This window comes from Pseudarthrobacter woesei, assembly GCF_055412745.1.
This window is the reverse complement of the sequence record NZ_JBVAYU010000006.1, coordinates 1-17,295: the sequence shown is the minus strand read 5'-3', so window position 1 is coordinate 17,295 and position 17,295 is coordinate 1. Positions and strand designations below refer to the sequence as shown.

Sequence of the window (17,295 nt, the reverse complement as noted above, 5' to 3'; positions counted from 1 at the left end):
CCGCGGCGAAGGGCGTAGGCTCTCGCCCATGAGCCAGGATCCGGTAGCGAGCAACCCCCGGCTGTATCGCGTCGTCTTTGAAAACGAACGCGTACGGGTGCTGGAATACACCGACACCCCGGGTGACAAAACAGTTGAACATCACCACCCGGACAGCGTGATGATCACGCTGAGCACGTTCCGCCGCCGGCTGTCCGGGCACGGTGACAACGTCGACGTCGAAATCCCCTCCGGGACGGCGCGCTGGCTGCCGGCCCAGGACCACTCCGGTACGAACATCGGCGACACCGCCACGCACACCATGTTCGTGGAACTCAAGGAACCTGCCCCGGCCCAAGCCGGCGGGCGGGAACCCCTTGGCCCCGCTGCGGGCTAGCAGCCACCATCATGTGCTCCGTTTCGACGGTTCCGTGCCCCACGACGTTCCTGCGCGTCTTGTGTGCACGGAACCGTCGAAATGGCGTTCGATGCGCGGCCGGTCCGCCGGTCTGTGTGTTCCCGTCTTGCAGGGGGTCCGGCTATTCTGAAATCAGCCAGGACCCCGCACGATCGAGTCCACCTTTCCTGGCCCAGAGAGGCATGCAATGACCGAGAAGCTGCACCTCACGCCCGAAGACGAATTTCCTGACGACCTCAGCACGGTGGAGGACAAGGATCTGCAGGTCCTGGACAGCCAGGTCCAGCGCCAGCTGGACTACGAATACGTGGCCGAGGGCGAACCGAATCCGGAGACCGAGTTCCGGCACTATGACCTCGACGAGGAGTTCAGCGAGCGGGACAAGCGCGAGGACTAGGCTCGCGGTTCTGTCAGTATGCTTACTAGGCGCTGAACGAAGCAGAGCAGAACAGAAACGAGTCCCACCATGAGCAGGCCCGACCGCATGGAGATCGAGGCTGCAGGCCATCTCGGCCATGTGTTCGCTTCCCGGCGTCCGGCCGCCCCGGCGCCGTTCCCGGACAAAGCGCAGGCAACGCCCGCTGTCGTCCTCATTCACGGGATCGGCGCCTCGCACCGCTACATGCGTCGACTCCACGCGATCCTGGCCGAATCCGTGGACACGTACTCGATCGACCTGCCCGGGTTCGGAGCCACGCCCAGGCCGGAACACTCCCTCACGGTCGCGGACCACGCCACGTACATCCTCGGTGCCATGGAACAGCTCGGCGTGCTGGAGTTCGGGATCGTGGGGCACTCGATGGGCAGCCAGTTCGTCACGGAGGCCGCCCTGCAGCAACCGGGCCGGATTCACTACGTGGTCCTGATGGGGCCGGTGGTGGATTCGAAGCGCCGCACCGTGGCGCAGCAAGCCCTGGCGCTGGGCCTTGACAGCCTTTTCTACGAGAGCCCATCCTCGAACACCATCGTCTTCACCGACTACCTCCGCTGCGGGCCGCGCTGGTACCTCAAGACCCTGCGGGTGATGATGGGCTACCCCACGGACCAGAAGATCACCGGCGTCACGGCGCCGGTCCTGGTGCTGCGCGGCGCCAACGATCCGGTGGCCTCCACGGACTGGAGCCGCCGGCTGGCCGAATTGGCCCCGAACGGACGGCTGCTGGAAATCAAGGGCACCGGGCACGTCGTCCAGCACAACCGCGCCACCGAGGTGGCCGGGGCCATTGCGGCCTTCGCCGGGCTCCGGCCCGCGGGCACGGAAACCCTGCCGGCGAACCCGTCATGAGCGGCCTGCTCCGGGATGCCCGCTGGTGGGTGCAGGACTACCTCTACGCCGCAGGGCGGCAGCTGGGCAGTGCCGTTTCCAGGACGCGCCCGGTCGATTTCCTCAGCGGAACCGGCCGGCCCGTCGTCGTGATTCCGGGCATCTACGAGGACTGGCGCTTTGTGCTGCCGCTCGTAAAGCGGCTGCACGAGGCCGGGCATCCGGTGCATGTGGTGACGGTGCTCCAGCGGAACCGGCTCGCCGTCCCCCAGGCGGCCGAGCTGATTGCCGGCTACCTCCGGGGCCGGAACCTGAAGGACGTGATGATCGTTGCCCACAGCAAGGGCGGGCTGATCGGCAAATACGTGATGATGTGTCTGGACCCGGACAGGCGCATCAATGGCATGGTCGCCGTGTGTTCACCGTTCTCCGGTTCCCGCTACGCCGCTTTTATGCTGCTTCCGAGCCTGCGCGCCTTCTCGCCCCGCAACGCAGTCACCGTACAGCTCTCGCGCGAGGAGCGCGTCAACGAACGCATCACCTCGGTCTACGGGCTTTTCGACCCGCACATCCCCGAGGGCAGCGTGTTGCCCGGGGCCCGGAACATCCGGTTGGATACCGCCGGACACTTCCGGATCCTGGCCCACGAGGACACCATCCGCACCATCCTCGACGCCGCGGCCGGCTAGCGCCGATTGCGGCGTTCCAAGGACCAAGGTGGTTACCCTGTCAGGGAACCCCAACATTTTGCCGTAACCCGGACTGACCACCAGGAGGCTCAGGCATGTCTCATCAGTCACTGCCGTTTGCGGTGGAACCAGATGCCTCGCCCCATATCGCCGACGGCGTTCCCCGAGAGCTCCTGAACCGGGCGTTCGCGGCCACCTCGGAGATCTCCCTCATTACCGACGCTGAACAGAACATTCTGCACGCGAGCCGTTCCTTCAACGCCATCACCGGCTACTCCGAGGACGAAGTGCTGGGCCGCAACTGCCGCATCCTGCAGGGCCCGGGGACCGCCCCGGAGGCGGCCGGCGCCATCCGGGATGCCCTGGCCCGCGGCCAAGATTTCCAGGGAGACATTCTCAACTACCGCAAGGACGGGTCCCCTTTCTGGAACGCCCTGAAGATCACCCCGCTCCTGGACGAGGCCGGGCAGGTGACGCACTTCGTGAGTGTGCAGCGGGACATCAATGCCCGGATGGCACTCCAGGAACAACTCCGGTTCCAGGCGACCCACGATCCGCTGACCGGGCTGCCCAACCGTGCCGCCCTCGACGCCCACCTCCTCAGGGTGTTGGATACCGTCGGCGGTGCCCGGCCGGCCCCCGCCGTTGGCCTAATTGACCTCGACGGATTCAAAGAAGTCAACAACGTCTACGGCCATGCGGCCGGAGATGCCATCCTCAAGGACTGGGCTGCCCGGATGCAGGCCAGACTCCAGCCGGGGGAGTTCCTCGCGCGGATGGGCGGCGACGAGTTTGTCCTCGTGATCGGGGATGCCCCCGAGACTGAGGCGACCCAAACACTGGCCGCTGCGCTGCGGCGGCTTGGGCGCAGCATCGAACCGCCGTTCGAAGCAGCCGGTGAAGAGATCTCCGTGGCCATGAGCGCGGGACTGGTGCTTTCACCGCGCGACGGATCGGACATGCGCACCCTCCTGCGCAACGCGGACGCTGCGCTCAAGCTGGCCAAAGCCCGCGACGGCGGTCCGTCAGCCTGGTGGCAGCTGGCCAAGGGAACCGCAGGGAACACACCTGCTGCTGGGAGCCCTCCGGCGGCGCCAGCTTTCACGGCCGGTAAGGCCCGCGGAGCCGATGGCGGCGGGGAATCGATGGCACTGTACCGCGAGCGGCTGTTCGCCGGCGGACTGGAGATGTTCACGCAACCGGTTGTGGACCTCCGGGACGGCAGCGTGTACCTGTTCGAATCGCTGGCCCGGCTCCAGCTGGAAGACGGCAGCCACGTTCCGCCCGCAGCATTCGTCCCGTACCTTGGGCCTGCCGAGATTGACCGGCTGTTCCGGCAGGGCCTGGACCAGGTACTGGCCCAGCTCGCGGAATGGAACGCGCTTGGGCTGTCCGCCAACGTGTCAGTCAACCTCGCGCCGTCCACCCTGCTGGACCCGGATTGCCCGCGGTTTATTGAAGAGACACTGGTGCGGCACGGAATTGCGCCGCACCGGCTGGTCCTGGAACTGCTCGAAACCGAGACCATCGGTTGGGACATGCTCAGCGGTCCGCTGAACCGGCTGGTCGAGCTGGGAGTGGGTCTGGCCATGGATGACCTCGGAGCTGGCCACAGCAGCCTCAAACGCCTCACGATGCTTCCCTTCACCGCTGTGAAGATCGACAGGGATATGCTCACCGGCCTGCACACCAGCCCGCTGGAAACGCTCAGCCTGATCGCCACCCTGGTCCAGATCGGCCGCGATTTCGACATGGCTGTTGTGGCCGAAGGCCTGGAAGACCTCGGCATGACGGAGGCAGTGGCCGTGCTCGGCGCCCAGTACGGCCAGGGCTACCATCTGGGCCGACCGATGCCCGCTGCCGATGCGCCCGGCTGGACGGTCGATTTCGAATCCCCGATCGTTCCGGGCCGGATCCGGACCGCCCTGGGCGCCCTTGCATTCCATTGGAAGTTCCTGCGTCTCGGTTCCCCGCATCCAGACACCGTTCAGGCGTGCCCCTTCACCGGCTATCTCGAATTCCTCGGGGAGCAGCGGGGCGACGTCGACCGCTGGCATGCCCAGCAGCACCTGGCGGCGAGCAGTTCCGGGGCCAGCCAAATTATTGTTGACTGGCTGATCCGGCAAATCCGCAGCGGGGCCTAGCGGCACTAGCGACGCAGCTCCGGATCGGGGCGGCGGGGCCGAATCCGGGCCCAAAGGCCCTCACATCCCTGGGGATCCTGACCCATAGTGGAGGGAGCGGCCACGTGGTCAAATTACCCAGCCTGCGGAGCGTATCCCTGGACCAGCCCATGGCCGGTGTCCAGACTGGAAAGCCATACTGATGAGCATTTTCGAAGACAGGGTCGACGCCGGCCGGCAACTGGGACGGCGGCTGGTGGAACTGCGGGGCCAGGACATTGTGGTCCTGGGCCTGCCACGCGGCGGCGTCCCGGTGGCCTTCGAGGTTGCCGCGGCGCTGGACGCGCCCCTGGACGTGATTGTGGTGCGGAAACTCGGCCTTCCCTACCAGCCCGAGCTTGCCATGGGGGCGATTGGGGAAGGCGGCGCCCGGGTCCTGGAGGATCGTGTGCTGGCCCATTCCCGGGTCTCCGAGCAGGAGCTGAAGGCCGTCGAAGAGCACGAGCGGGCCGTGCTGGAGGACCGGGTGGCCCGGTTCCGGAAGGGAAGGACCCGGCAGGACCTCACCGGACGCATCGCCGTGATCGTCGACGACGGCATTGCCACCGGGTCCACCGCCCGGGTAGCCTGCCGGATCGCGCGGAAGCTCGGCGCCGCACGGGTGATCCTGGCCGTGCCGGTGGCCCCGGCCGACACCCTGGCGAGCCTGTCCGAGCCGGACGAGGTGGTCTGCCTGGCCACGCCCCGGCAGTTCTCCGCCGTCGGCTACCACTACCGCGACTTCTCGCCGACCGACGACGGCGAGGTGGTGCAGCTTCTCGACGCCGCAGCCAAGCGCCTGCAGAACTCGCCGCCAGAATCCCGGAACGGGGCGGCCGCCGAAGCCCAGGAGGGCGCCGACCTCGATGCGGAAGTGGAGATCCCGTCCGGCGGCGTGCGGCTCCAGGGCCAGCTTCACCTTCCGGTTCCGGCCCGGGGAGTGGTGTTGTTCGCGCATGGAAGCGGCAGCAGCCGGCACAGCCCGCGGAACAGGTTCGTCGCGGGCGTGCTGCAGCAGGCGGGGCTCGGCACGCTGCTGCTGGACCTGCTGACCCCTGCAGAGGAACACCACCGCGCCAACGTCTTCGACATCGACCTGCTGGCCCGCCGGCTGTCCGCGGCCACGCACTGGCTCGCCATGAGGGACGACACCGCCTCCTGCAGGATGGGCTACTTCGGCGCGAGCACGGGCGCCGGGGCCGCCCTGTGGGCGGCCTCAGAACCCACCGCCAGGATTGACGCCGTCGTCTCCCGCGGCGGCCGGGCCGACCTGGCCGGACCCCGGCTCGGGGCCGTCCGGGCGCCGACCCTCCTGATTGTGGGGAGCTTCGACTACGAGGTGCTCGAACTCAACCGCAAGGCGAAGTCCATGATGCGCTGCCCCAACCAGCTGGCCGTCGTCCAGGGCGCCACCCATCTCTTTGAGGAACCCGGGACGCTGGCGGCGGCTGCCATTCTTGCCAGGGACTGGTTTGTCGACTACCTTCTGCCCCCGGCCGGCACCAAACCCCAGGCATAGGCACGGCCCGGGCCGGAGGGCGCCCGGCAAGGATTTCGCCTGACGCGTCCGATGCCGTGTACTGTCTTGGCCGATTTCACCGGCTGCCTCCCGGAACCCGGCGGGCGGCTGCATGCCCTCCCTGGACTCTAAGGCTGGGCCTGGCGGCGGCCGGTGTAGAGCACAAAGTCATGGAAGCGGCCGGCTGCCCTCGGCCCGGGACCTTATGCCGAGAAGCATGCGCCGCTCCATCAGGAATTGCAGCGGTTCCAGCAGCGGGCGGAGGACCAGCCCCAGCGGCACGGGCGAATAGTCGTAGCGGGTGCGGGACAGCAACCGCGTGCTGCGGGCGTCCACCGGCAGCAACACGAAGGTCCAGCCCAGCTCGAGGCGCGGGCCGGTGGCCGCAGCGCCGGAGGAGGTGATCTTCCCGGTCCGCGGATCCATCGTGCCGCCGAGGGCCAGCACGGACGCGGTCTCCAGGCGCCGGACCGGAATCCCGACGTCGGGGGCCAGCGGGATGACATCGCCGACGTCGAGCTGCTGGAATTCCGGGAGGATCCCGTCCGCGCTATGCATGCCCAGGCCTGCCGCGTTCTCCAGCGCATCGTAGCTGTACATCCCGCCGCGTCCTGCTCCCAGCTGGACAAGCCACGGCCAGATCCGGTCGGCCGGTGCCGCGATGGTTACTGCCCGGGTGGTCTGCATGCGCGGCGCCGGCACCAGTTCGTCACCGGGCAGCGGACCGGCGGCCTCCTGCGTCGTCGCACCCCACTTCAACAGCCGGGGCCGGACGGCGAGGACATAGGCGGCCGCCGCCGCAGCCGTGGCCAGGGCCGCCAGCGGGCCGCGAAGCCGGATTGCCGGCCGGGAACTGCTCATGGTGTCGGCACTTTCTGCAGCTGCCCTTGGTCGCGCCCACGATCCCCACCTGGACACCGCCGGTGAACAGGCAGGAACCGCCCACGATCTTTCCGGGCAGCCCGTCGGTCCCGGACCGGCAAGCGGCCGAAAAGTCATCGCGCCGCCTGGTCTTCTCCGGCCCCCTGGCCGACCACGAGGACCGGGCAGTAGGCGTGGGCCGCGCAGGCGCCGCTCACCGAGCCCATGACCTGGGCCAGGAAGCCTCCCCGACCGCGCCTGCCGACCACGAGCAGTTGGGCGTCCCGGCTCTCATCGACGAGGACCTTCGCCGGTGGGCCGAACTTCACCGTCCGGGTCAGCCCGGCCGGCAGGGCGCTGCCGAAAGCCCGTTCGAGCGCCTGGTCCACGAGGCGTTTGGCCGTCTCCTCCAGTTGGGTGGTGGTGGGGGTGCTCTCTTCGGGGAGGTGGGAGGCAAGGAAGAAATCCGAGGTGCCCAGGCAGGTGACCACCTCCAGCGGGGCGTTCAAGCCCGCCGCCATGCGCCCGGCGAGCCGGAGCGCCGTCGTCGAAAACTCTGAACCGTCCACGCCCACGACTATCCGCTGATCAACGTTCATGCCCTCCAGCCTGCCCGGTCTTTCCGGCAGGGCCTAGGGCCAAAAGTCACGCGGAAGCCACCTCGCGCGGGGCGCGCCGCCCGGATTTGGGGGACTCGTTGTGCCTAGGACCAGGAGGGCCAGCCAAGGGGGCTGTGCAGCGTCCCCGGGCCACTCTAGGGTGGAACAGACCCTACCGCCTAAGAGGAGTAATGATGAGAGTTGCTGTTACCGGAGGAAGCGGAAAGCTGGGCCGGAGCGTCGTCCGCCGGCTGAGCGAGGACGGCCATGAGGTCACGAATCTGGACCGCACCGGTGTGCGCGGCCGCGGCTACACCGAGGTGGACCTCCGCAATTACGGCCAGGTGGTTGATGTGTTCCTGGGGCTGGAGGACCGCCATTCCGGCTTCGACGCCGTGGTGCACCTGGCCGCCATCCCGGCCCCCGGCCATGCACCGGACGCCGCGACATTCGAGAACAATATGCAGGCCACATACAACGTTTTCCAGGCCGCCCGCCGCGCCGGGATCAAGAGGATCGTCTACGCCTCCAGCGAGACGGTGCTGGGCCTGCCGTTCGACGTCGACCCTCCCTATATCCCGGTGGACGAGGAATATCCGGCCCGGCCGGAGAGCACCTACTCGCTGGTCAAACACCTTGAGGAGCAGATGGCCATCCAGCTCACCCGCTGGGACCCTGAGCTGAGCATCACGGGCCTGCGGTTCTCCAACGTGATGGACCCCGAGGACTATGAGGAGTTCCCCGCCTTCGACGCCGACGCGACACTGCGCAAGTGGAACCTCTGGGGCTACATCGACGGCCGCGACGGCGCACAGGCCGTGGCCCGCGCCCTGGAGCATGGGACGCCCGGCTTCGAGGCGTTCATCATTGCCAACGAGGACACCGTGATGAGCCGGTCCAGTGCGAGCCTCGCAGCGGAGGTGTTCCCGAACGTCAAGGTGGTCAAGGACCTCGGCGAGCACGAGACCATGCTCTCGATCGACAAGGCCAAGCGGCTGCTCGGCTACGTCCCGGAGCACAGCTGGCGGAACTACCACCCGCTCCGCACCACTCCGACCGAAGACTGACCCGAACACCATTAAGGAGAACCATGCAATACCGCACCCTGGGCCACAGCGGCGCCGTCGTCTCCACCTATGCGCTGGGCACCATGACGTTCGGCGCCGAAGCCACTGAGGAGCAGTCCCACGCCCTTCTCGATGACTACCTCGCGGCGGGCGGCAACTTCATTGACACCGCCGACGTCTATGCCGCGGGGGTCTCGGAGGAGATCATCGGCCGGTGGCTGGGGACCCGCGGGGATGCCCGGGAGCGGGTGGTGCTGGCCAGCAAGGGCCGCTTCCCGACGGGCGGGGCCCCGAACGACGTCGGCACCTCCCGCCGGCACCTCACGCGGGCGCTGGACGATTCGCTGCGCCGGCTCGGCGTGGAACAGATCGACCTGTACCAGCTGCACGCCTGGGACCCGATCACCCCGCTCGAGGAATCGCTGCGGTTCCTCAACGACGCCGTCAGCAGCGGGAAAATCGCGTACTACGGCTTCTCCAACTTCCTGGGCTGGCAGCTGACCAAAGCCGTACACATGGCCAGGGCCCACGGCTGGAGCGAACCCGTGACGCTGCAGCCGCAGTACAGCCTGCTGGTCCGCGAGATCGAAGCCGAAATAGTCCCGGCCTCGCTCGACGCCGGCATCGGCCTGCTGCCCTGGTCGCCGCTGGGCGGCGGCTGGCTCTCCGGCAAGTACAAGCGTGATCAGGTCCCCGCGGGCGCCACACGGCTGGGCGAGAACCCGGACCGCGGCATGGAGGCCTGGAAGGCCAGGAACGCGGACCCGCGCACCTGGGAAATTGTCGAGGAAGTCGAACACATTGCCGGCCGGCACGGCGCGAACCCCTCGCAGGTGGCGCTTGCGTGGCTGGCAGACCAGCCTGCCGTGAGCTCCGTGATCCTGGGCGCCCGTACTACCGAACAGCTCGCCGACAACCTCGCGGCCGCGGAGCTCCAGCTGACAGAGGGGGAGATGATGCGGCTCAGCGAGGTCAGCCGGCCGCGCGTCGGGGTGTATCCGTACGGGCCGCTGGCGCAGGAACAGCGCAGCAGGAAGATCGACGGCGGCCGCTAAAAAAGCAACGCGGGGTCACTCCGCGCCTATCCCGCCGCCGCGGATGGGCGCGGAGTGACCCCGCGTTGGGTGTCCGAGGCCGGTCCGCCCTGTTGGCGGCTGGACCAGATATCGCCCATCTCCTCGGAGGACTGCTGCACGATCCGGCTCATGGCGGCGTGCGCGGCGTTGGCCTCGCCGCGCTGGATGGCGCTCGCCACATCCACGTGCAGCTGCAGGGCCTCATGGTGCGGCAGATGCGGCATCAGGCCATGCTCGGTGCGCCCGGCCAGGACCTCCCTGACGAGGTTGTGCAGCTGGGAAAACATCTCGTTGCCGGAGGCCCGGAGCACCGCGGCGTGAAACTCGATGTCCAGCCGAAGGAACTCGTCCTGATCCCCGCGCTGGCCCGCAGCCCACAGCCGCGCTGCCTGGGAGACAAGGTCGCTGCCGGCATCCCAGGAGGCGCGCTCGGCGGCGAGGCGCGCAGCCTGGGGTTCGATGGCGCCGCGGAGTTCGTTCAGGGCCTGCAGCTGCTCCAGCCGTTTGGAAGAGGCCAGCCGCCAGCGGATCACCTGCGGATCGTAGGCGTTCCAGGAGTCTTCCGGCTGCACCACCGTGCCCAGCCGCCGCCGTGATTCCAGCATGCCCTTGGAGGAAAGTACCCGGGTGGCCTCCCGGACCACCGAGCGGGACACGCCGTGCTGCGCCTCGAGCTCGTCCAGGCGCAGGATCGAGTGCGGCGCCAGGGTCCCCTCGGCAATGGCAAGTCCCAGGTTCTGGACCAGCACGGAATGCAGGTCAGCTGAGGACTCCGCCTTTGGGGTTTTCATAAATAAATCATACGGGTTGGGCGCAAGGGGTTGTTTAAGTCTGCTTTATTTCTCTAAGATCGCTTCCAGAGCAGATGTAAAGATGCATGTGCAGCCGGCTGGACGTGACACCCAGCCCTTAAAACCAAGGGAGTCGTAATGAAGCGACGTTCAATTGTGAAATATGCGGCGGTTGCCGCGGCACTGTCGCTGGGGCTGACTGCCTGCGGCGGCGCCAGCGGCAGCAGTGACGCCAAGGCCGCAGGAACGGTCCGGGTCACCCTCGCGAACCACGTCTGGACCGAAGGCATCAAGGCCGCCATTCCGGAATTCGAGAAGTCCAGCGGCCTCAAGGTCGAACTGACCCAGCTCGGCGAGGACCAACTCTCGGACCAGTACAACGTCAAGCTCAACGCCGGCAGCGACGAAATCGACGTCATGATGTACCGGCCCCTCCAGGAGGGCAAGGCGTTCGCCAAGAACGGCTATCTCGCGGACCTGAGCAGCAAGGTCTCCTCGGACACGGCCTGGGACTGGAAGGACTACCAGGAGGGCCCGGTCAAGGCGACCACGGCTGACGGCAAGGTGGTGGGCGTCCCGATCATCACCGAACGCGAAGTGCTCTACTACCGCAAGGACCTGCTGAAGGCCGCCGGCCTTGAGGTTCCGAAGACCATGGAAGAGCTCGAAGCGGCGGCCAAGGCCATCAAGGCGTCCTCCCCGGAGACCGCAGGTTTCGTGGCCCGCACCGGCAAGTCCGCCGCCGTCACCCAGTTCTCCAGCTTCCTGTATAGCTTCGGCGGCGACTTCACCGATTCCAGCGGCAAGTCCGCCGTCAACAGCGACGCCGCCAAGAAGGCCTACGCATTTTACGGCGGCCTGATCAGGAATTACGGCCCCGCCAACGTCAGCACCGACATGAGCTGGCCCGAGGCGATGGCAATCTTCACCCAGGGCAAGGCTGCCTTCTACACCGAGGCCGACTCGCTCTACAAGAACGCCACGGATCCGGCCAAGTCCAAGGTCGCGGACACGGTCGGCTTTGCCGCCCTGCCCGCCGGCCCGGCAGGTTCCAAGCCGTACAACATCCCGTCCTGGGGCCTGGCCGTGAACCAGGCATCGGGCAACCAGGACAACGCCTGGAAGTTCATCCAGTGGGCCACGAGCAAGGAACGCACCCTGGCCGCCCAGAAAGCCGGCGTTCCGGGACCCCGCGCCTCGGTCTGGGCTGACCCTGCCGGAACCTCCACCTACCCGAAGGACCTGGCCGAGGCCATCTCCGCCAGCGCCAAGAACGGCGTCGGCCACGACCGTCCCGAGGTTGTCACGGTAGGCAAGGCCCGCGAAATCGTGGGCGGACCGATCGTAGCGACCATCACCGGCGCGGACGCTTCCGCCGCCGCCGACACGGCCCACGAGGCCTTCCAGAAGTTCCTGGACAGCGAAAAGAAGTAGCGCACCGGGCGCACCACGCGCCGGCGCACTGCACAGCCGGGCCGACTCCGCGCCCGGCGCACCAAAACTGCCCGGCGGGGCGGCGGCCCCGTTGCCGTCCCGCCGCGGCCAGCTCTTCACTTCACCCCCAAACTCTTAGGTGAGCCATGTCTGTACTGACTCCATCCCGACCTGACGGATCCCGCAGCGCGCCTGCCCGCAGCGCCGGCCGTCCGCCCGGAGCGCGGGAGAACTTCTCCGCCTGGGCCAACCGGCACCGCAAGTGGCTGTTCGCGGCCCCGGCGATGATTTTCGTCGGCGTCCTGATCATCTTCCCGCTGGCCTGGACTTTGTACCTGAGCCTCACCGATTCGCAGGGCTCCGTCCGCGCCGCGTCCGAGTTCGTCGGACTGCAGAACTACGCGACAGTCCTGTCCGACGCCGAACGCTTCTGGCCCGCGGTCGGACGGACCCTGTCCTTCACCGGCGTCGCCCTGGTCTGCGAAGTTGTACTGGGCATGTGCATCGCCCTGCTGCTGTGGCGCCCCTTCCGCGGCGAAAAGTGGGTCCGCGTCGCCATCCTGCTCCCGCTCGTCGCCACCCCGGTGGCCGTCGGCATGATGTGGCGGCTCATTTTCGACCCCAACATCGGCTTCGCGAACCAGCTGCTCGGCATGGTGGGCATCCCCGCCCAGCCCTGGCTCTCCGGCCAGGACACGGCGCTGGGCACCACCATCTTCATGGACGTCTGGCAGTGGACCCCCATGGTGGTGCTGATCCTGCTCGCCGGCCTGACCTCCCTGTCCGAGGAGCCCGATGAGGCGGCCCGGATGGACGGTGCCAACGCCGTCCAGCGTTTCTTCTACATCACGCTGCCCCTTATGATGCCGACCGTGATCGTCGCCATCCTGCTCCGGGGCATTGACGCCCTCAAGACCTTCGATATCCTCTACGCCACCAAAGGCAAGGGCGGCGGATCCTTCCACGAGGTGGAGACCCTCAACGTCTACGCCTACGGGCTGAGCTTCGACTACAACCAGTACGGGCTGTCCTCCGCGGTGCTGATCCTGTTCTTCATGATCATCGTCGGCTCCATGTGGCTGCTGACCATGCGCAAGAAAGCTGTAAGCAAATGACCGTCCTGAATGAAACTGCACCCCAAACCTCCGCCCCCGTCACCCGGCCGGCCCCGCGCCGCCGCAAGCCTCTGGCCACCCGCGCTTACAAGGCCTTCCGCGTTGTGGCCCTGATCGCGGTCGTGCTGTTCCTGATCGCTCCGCTGTTCTGGATGCTGCTGGCCTCCTTCAAGACCAACGTGGACATCTACGACACCGGCAAGGCGCTGCTCTTCACCCCCACCGCCGAAAACTTTGCGAACGTGCTGCAGCGCAACAACTACTTCGTCTTCATCTTCAACAGCTTCTGGGTGGCCTTCGTCTCCACGGCCCTGTCGCTGGTCCTCGGCGTCCCGGCCGCCTACGCGATGAGCCGCTTCACCATGCACCGCTCCGCCCTGGTGGTCCTGATGGCCCGCGTCATTCCGGGCGTCTCCCTGCTGGTGCCCTGGTACTACGTCTTTTCCAACCTGAAAATGGTGGGCGGCTTCGAGGTGCTGATCCTCAGCCACATGTTCGTTGCGCTGCCGCTGATCGTCTACATCATGATGAGCTACTTCGATTCGATGCCGCTGGAGCTGGAGGAGTCCGCGCAGGTGGACGGGCTCACCCCGATCGGCGCGTTCCGCCGCATCACGCTGCCGCTCTCCGTCGGCGGCATCGCCACGGCCGCCATCCTGTCCTTCATCTTCTCGTGGAACAACTTCATGTTCGCCCTGGTACTTTCCGGCTCCAAGACCAAGACCCTGCCGGTCGCGATCTTCGACTTCGTCTCCTACGCGAGCATCGACTGGGGCGGGCTGATGGCGGCCGCCACCGTGGTCACCATCCCGATCATGATCATTGCGCTCTTCACGCAGAAGTACATCGTCTCCGGCATGACCGCCGGCGCGACCAAGGGCTAGGCAGCAGATGACACTCATCAGCAGGATTGAAACCTTCCTCGTCGCGCCGCGCTGGCTCTTCGTCCGGGTCGAGACGGACAGCGGCATCGTCGGCTGGGGCGAGGCCACCTGCGAGGGCCGCAGCGAAACGGTCCGCACCGCCGTCGACCAGCTTTCCGAGCTGCTGATCGGCAATGACGCGCTCCGGATCGAGGACCACTGGCAGGTCATGACGAAGGGCTCCTTCTACCGCGGCGGCCCCATCCTCGCCAGCGCCGTGTCCGGCCTGGACCAGGCCCTGTGGGACATCGCGGGCAAGCACTTCAACACCCCCGTGCACCAGCTCCTCGGCGGCCACGTCCGGGACCGGATCCGGATGTACGGCTGGGTGGGCGGCGACGAGCCCAACGAGGTGGCCGACCAGATCAGCGCGCAGCTGGAGGTCGGGCTCACCGCCGTCAAGATGAACGCCAGCGGCCGGATGAGCCCCATCGCCACGGTGGCGGAGCTCGACGGCGTCGTCCGCCGCGTCGCCGCGGCCCGCGAGGTTCTCGGGGAGCACCGCGACGTCGCCGTCGATTTCCACGGCCGCTTCAGCCTCGCCAACGCCCGGCGGGTGGCACCGCTGCTGGAACCGTACCGGCCCTTCTTCCTCGAAGAGCCCCTGGTCCCGGAAAACACGCACCTGCTGCGCGAGTTCACGTCCTCCACCACGACGCCGGTGTCCACCGGTGAGCGGCTCTACAGCCGGCAGGAATTCCTGCCCGCCCTGCAGGCCGGCATCGCCGTGGCGCAGCCGGATCTCTCCCATGCCGGCGGCATCACCGAGGTCCGCAAGATCGCCTCGCTCGCCGAAATCTACGAGGTCCAGCTGGCCCCGCACTGCCCGCTGGGACCGCTGGCCCTGGCCGCCTGCCTGCAGGTGGGCTTCGCCACGCCCAACTTCCTGATCCAGGAGCAGAGCATCGGGATCCACTACAACCAGGGCGCCGAAGTCCTGGACTACGTGGTGGACAAGTCCCCGCTGAAGTTCGTGGACGGCCACATCGAGCGGCTCACCGGCCCGGGCCTTGGCATCGAGATCGACGAGGCCGTGGTCCGCGCCGCGGACAAGCGCGGCCACGCCTGGCGCGGACCCGTCTGGCGGCACCCCGACGGCGCCTTCGCCGAATGGTGACGAGCGCCAACCTGGGCGCCGGCATGGTGAGCCCGGAGCAGGACCCGATGAAGGAGAACACCAGCATGGCGAACACCCTGACCCCCGAAACCCTGCTGGCCGGAATCCAGGCGGCGCGGCTCGTGGCGATCGTGCGCGGCACGGACGGCGCGGCAGCGGCGAAGGCGGCCCTCGCGGCGATGGAGGAGGGCTTCCGCTTCGTCGAAATTGCCCTGACGACGCCGGACGCCCTCGCGGCGATCCGCGAGGTCCGCGCGGCGGCGCCCGCGGGCTGCTTCGTCGGCGCGGGGACCGTCCTGACGGCCCAGGACGTGGACCACGTCGCCGAGGCCGGCGGGCATTTCATGGTGACGCCATCCCTGGCGCCGTCCATCGGCGAGTCGGCGCGTCTCGGCATTCCCGTGCTGGCCGGAGCATTGACCCCGAGCGAGGCCTACGAGGCCATGAACCGCGGCGCCACCGCGATCAAACTCTTCCCTGCCTCCATCGGCGGGCCGGGCTACCTCAAGGCCCTGCGCGATCCGTTCCCGGGTATCCCCTTCATCGCGGTCGGCGGCGTGGGGCTTGACGAAGCAGCGGGCTATTGGCAAGCAGGGGCCATCGCTGTCGGACTCGGCGGCCCGCTGTTCGGCGACGCAGGCTCGGGCGGCGGGCTCGCCCCGATGCGTGAGCGGGCCCGAAGTTTCGTAGCGCTGGCTGCCGACTACGGGCGCCGGATGGCCGTGGGGAGTCTGCGGTGACCGCCGCCGTCGAGGACGGTTCTGCCCTCCCGGCTGTCGATCTGCCAACTGTCGACCTCCTGACCTTGGGGGAATCTATGGTCTCGCTGCGCTCCACTGGGCCGCTGTCGGCCGGCGGCGGCCTGACCATGCACGTGGCCGGGGCGGAATCGAACGTGGCCGTCGGCGTCGCCCGGCTCGGCCACCGGGTCAGCTGGTCCGGGGCGGTAGGCGCCGATCCGCACGGCCAGTTCATCCTGCGCCAGCTGCGCTCCGAGGGCATCGGAGTGCAGCACCGCGAGGACGGCGCCCGAAGCACCGGCGTGATGTTCCTCGAACAGCGCACAGCCGATGTCACGCGCGCCTTTTACTACCGCGCCGGTTCCGCCGGCTCCACGCTTTGCCGGGAGGACGTGGACCGTGCCTTCACCGCGCGCCCCCGGGTCCTGCACCTGACCGGCATCACGGCGGCGCTGAGCTCGGACGCCCGGAAGGCCGTGGCATACGCCGCTGAGCGGGCCGCCGGCGAGGGCATCGTGGTCTCGCTCGACGTCAACTACCGCAGCAAGCTCTGGTCACGGGACGAGGCGCGCGCCGTCCTCACCCCGCTGGCGGGGCATGTGAGCATCCTGATCGCTTCCGACGACGAACTCGGGCTCGTCGCCGCCGATCCGCGCGCGGGTTCCGGCACCGAAACAACAGACGACGCCGAAACTGCGATGGCTGCCGGGCTCCTGGCCCGCGGCGTCCGCGAGGTCGTGGTCAAGCGGGGCGCCGCCGGTGCGGGCGTCCACACCGCAGACGGACGCTGGGAAACGCCCGCCGTGCCCGTCACCAGCATCGACACCGTGGGCGCCGGCGACGCCTTCACCGCCGGTTACCTCTCCGCCCTGCTCGACGGCGCAGACGTTGCCGGCCGCCTGCAGCGCGGCGCCCTCGCGGGAGCCTTCGCCGTCAGCACCGCCGGGGACTGGGAAGGCCTGCCCCGCCGGGATGAGCTGGCACTGCTCGGCGCCACGCCGGGCGGAACCACCCAGCGCTAGCGGCCGCCCCTCCCGCCACCCGCCATCCACCGAACTCAAACCGACACAGAAAGCCTGGACCTGTTGTGAAAATTGTTGCCGCGGAAGTCTTTGTGACCAGCCCGTCCCGTAACTTCGTCACCCTGCGGATTACCACGGAGGACGGGGTGACCGGGATCGGGGACGCGACGCTGAACGGGCGTGAGCTCGCGGTTGCCGCGTACCTGAAGGAGCATGTGGCGCAGCTGCTGATCGGCAAGGACCCGCACCGGATCGAGGACACCTGGCAGTTCCTGTACCGGTCCTCGTACTGGCGGCGGGGGCCGGTGACGATGGCCGCGATCGCCGCGGTGGACATGGCGTTGTGGGACATCAAGGGCAAGATGGCGGGCATGCCGGTGTACCAGCTCCTCGGCGGGGCGTCCCGGAACGGGCTGCGCGCCTACGGGCACGCCTCCGGCGCGGACCTCCCCTCGCTGTTTGATTCGGTCCGGGAGCACCTGGAGCTGGGGTACAAGTCGGTGCGGATCCAGACCGCGG

18 protein-coding genes are annotated in these 17,295 nt (G+C 68.0%); 15 read left to right on the top strand and 3 right to left on the bottom strand.

Features of this window, described 5'->3' with window-relative positions; translation table 11 throughout:
• The first annotated feature begins 28 nt into the window (after positions 1 to 28).
• From ACZYZE_RS10200 to ACZYZE_RS10175, 6 genes are all read left to right on the top strand, one after another.
• The gene (locus ACZYZE_RS10200) at positions 29 to 376 is read left to right on the top strand and encodes a cytoplasmic protein (RefSeq protein ID WP_459317352.1); all 348 of its coding nucleotides are present in this window, start codon (positions 29 to 31) and stop codon (positions 374 to 376) included.
• Positions 377 to 584: 208 nt separating this feature from the next.
• Positions 585 to 794 (top strand): hypothetical protein, encoded by a 210-nt coding sequence (locus ACZYZE_RS10195; protein WP_459317353.1) that lies wholly within the window; start codon positions 585 to 587, stop codon positions 792 to 794.
• Positions 795 to 863: 69 nt separating this feature from the next.
• Entirely contained in the window at positions 864 to 1,682 is an 819-nt protein-coding gene (locus tag ACZYZE_RS10190) for an alpha/beta fold hydrolase (protein ID WP_459317354.1), read from the top strand.
• A complete protein-coding gene (locus ACZYZE_RS10185; protein WP_463907526.1) occupies positions 1,679 to 2,350 on the top strand; it encodes an esterase/lipase family protein in 672 nt (223 codons plus the stop codon). The genes ACZYZE_RS10190 and ACZYZE_RS10185 overlap by 4 nt, the downstream gene beginning before the upstream one ends.
• 95 nt (positions 2,351 to 2,445) lie before the next feature.
• Positions 2,446 to 4,494, top strand: a complete 2,049-nt coding sequence (locus ACZYZE_RS10180) for a putative bifunctional diguanylate cyclase/phosphodiesterase (RefSeq protein WP_463907525.1) — start codon at positions 2,446 to 2,448, stop codon at positions 4,492 to 4,494.
• A gap of 181 nt (positions 4,495 to 4,675) precedes the next feature.
• A complete protein-coding gene (locus tag ACZYZE_RS10175; protein WP_459317357.1) occupies positions 4,676 to 6,031 on the top strand; it encodes a phosphoribosyltransferase family protein in 1,356 nt (451 codons plus the stop codon).
• A gap of 168 nt (positions 6,032 to 6,199) precedes the next feature.
• On the opposite strand, the gene ACZYZE_RS10170 is transcribed toward ACZYZE_RS10175, so the two are convergent.
• Both ACZYZE_RS10170 and ACZYZE_RS10165 read right to left on the bottom strand, forming a co-directional pair.
• The gene (locus ACZYZE_RS10170; RefSeq protein WP_463907524.1) at positions 6,200 to 6,892 is read right to left on the bottom strand and encodes an SRPBCC family protein; all 693 of its coding nucleotides are present in this window, start codon (positions 6,890 to 6,892) and stop codon (positions 6,200 to 6,202) included.
• Between the two features lie 134 nt (positions 6,893 to 7,026).
• Complete coding sequence (locus ACZYZE_RS10165) at positions 7,027 to 7,491, bottom strand: universal stress protein (protein WP_459317359.1); 465 nt, start codon at positions 7,489 to 7,491, stop codon at positions 7,027 to 7,029.
• 194 nt (positions 7,492 to 7,685) lie between these two features.
• Between ACZYZE_RS10165 and ACZYZE_RS10160 the strand changes: the two genes are divergently transcribed.
• Positions 7,686 to 8,558: an NAD-dependent epimerase/dehydratase family protein gene (locus ACZYZE_RS10160; RefSeq protein WP_459317514.1), complete on the top strand. Its 873-nt coding sequence runs from the start codon at positions 7,686 to 7,688 to the stop codon at positions 8,556 to 8,558.
• A gap of 23 nt (positions 8,559 to 8,581) precedes the next feature.
• Positions 8,582 to 9,613, top strand: coding sequence for an aldo/keto reductase (locus tag ACZYZE_RS10155; protein WP_463907523.1), 1,032 nt, complete (start codon positions 8,582 to 8,584; stop codon positions 9,611 to 9,613).
• Positions 9,614 to 9,639: 26 nt separating this feature from the next.
• On the opposite strand, the gene ACZYZE_RS10150 is transcribed toward ACZYZE_RS10155, so the two are convergent.
• Positions 9,640 to 10,425 carry a FadR/GntR family transcriptional regulator gene (locus ACZYZE_RS10150; protein WP_459317361.1) on the bottom strand — a complete coding sequence of 262 codons (786 nt, stop codon included), beginning with the start codon at positions 10,423 to 10,425 and terminating at the stop codon, positions 9,640 to 9,642.
• A 138-nt stretch (positions 10,426 to 10,563) separates the two neighbouring features.
• On the opposite strand from ACZYZE_RS10150, the gene ACZYZE_RS10145 reads away from it, so the two are divergent.
• The 7 genes from ACZYZE_RS10145 to ACZYZE_RS10115 all read left to right on the top strand — a co-directional run.
• On the top strand, positions 10,564 to 11,859 hold the full coding sequence (locus tag ACZYZE_RS10145; protein WP_459317362.1) for an ABC transporter substrate-binding protein: 1,296 nt from the start codon (positions 10,564 to 10,566) through the stop codon (positions 11,857 to 11,859).
• Between the two features lie 146 nt (positions 11,860 to 12,005).
• Entirely contained in the window at positions 12,006 to 12,974 is a 969-nt protein-coding gene (locus ACZYZE_RS10140; RefSeq protein WP_459317363.1) for a carbohydrate ABC transporter permease, read from the top strand.
• On the top strand, positions 12,971 to 13,858 hold the full coding sequence (locus ACZYZE_RS10135; RefSeq protein WP_463907522.1) for a carbohydrate ABC transporter permease: 888 nt from the start codon (positions 12,971 to 12,973) through the stop codon (positions 13,856 to 13,858). Before ACZYZE_RS10140 ends, ACZYZE_RS10135 begins: the two co-directional genes overlap by 4 nt.
• A 7-nt stretch (positions 13,859 to 13,865) precedes the next feature.
• Complete coding sequence (gene dgoD, locus ACZYZE_RS10130; RefSeq protein WP_459317365.1) at positions 13,866 to 15,014, top strand: galactonate dehydratase; 1,149 nt, start codon at positions 13,866 to 13,868, stop codon at positions 15,012 to 15,014.
• Positions 15,008 to 15,754 (top strand): bifunctional 4-hydroxy-2-oxoglutarate aldolase/2-dehydro-3-deoxy-phosphogluconate aldolase, encoded by a 747-nt coding sequence (locus ACZYZE_RS10125; protein ID WP_463907521.1) that lies wholly within the window; start codon positions 15,008 to 15,010, stop codon positions 15,752 to 15,754. The genes dgoD and ACZYZE_RS10125 overlap by 7 nt, the downstream gene beginning before the upstream one ends.
• The gene (locus ACZYZE_RS10120; protein ID WP_463907520.1) at positions 15,751 to 16,776 is read left to right on the top strand and encodes a sugar kinase; all 1,026 of its coding nucleotides are present in this window, start codon (positions 15,751 to 15,753) and stop codon (positions 16,774 to 16,776) included. The genes ACZYZE_RS10125 and ACZYZE_RS10120 overlap by 4 nt, the downstream gene beginning before the upstream one ends.
• 65 nt (positions 16,777 to 16,841) lie before the next feature.
• The coding region (locus ACZYZE_RS10115; RefSeq protein ID WP_463907519.1) for an enolase-like domain-containing protein at positions 16,842 to 17,295 on the top strand (454 nt) is incomplete at its 3' end.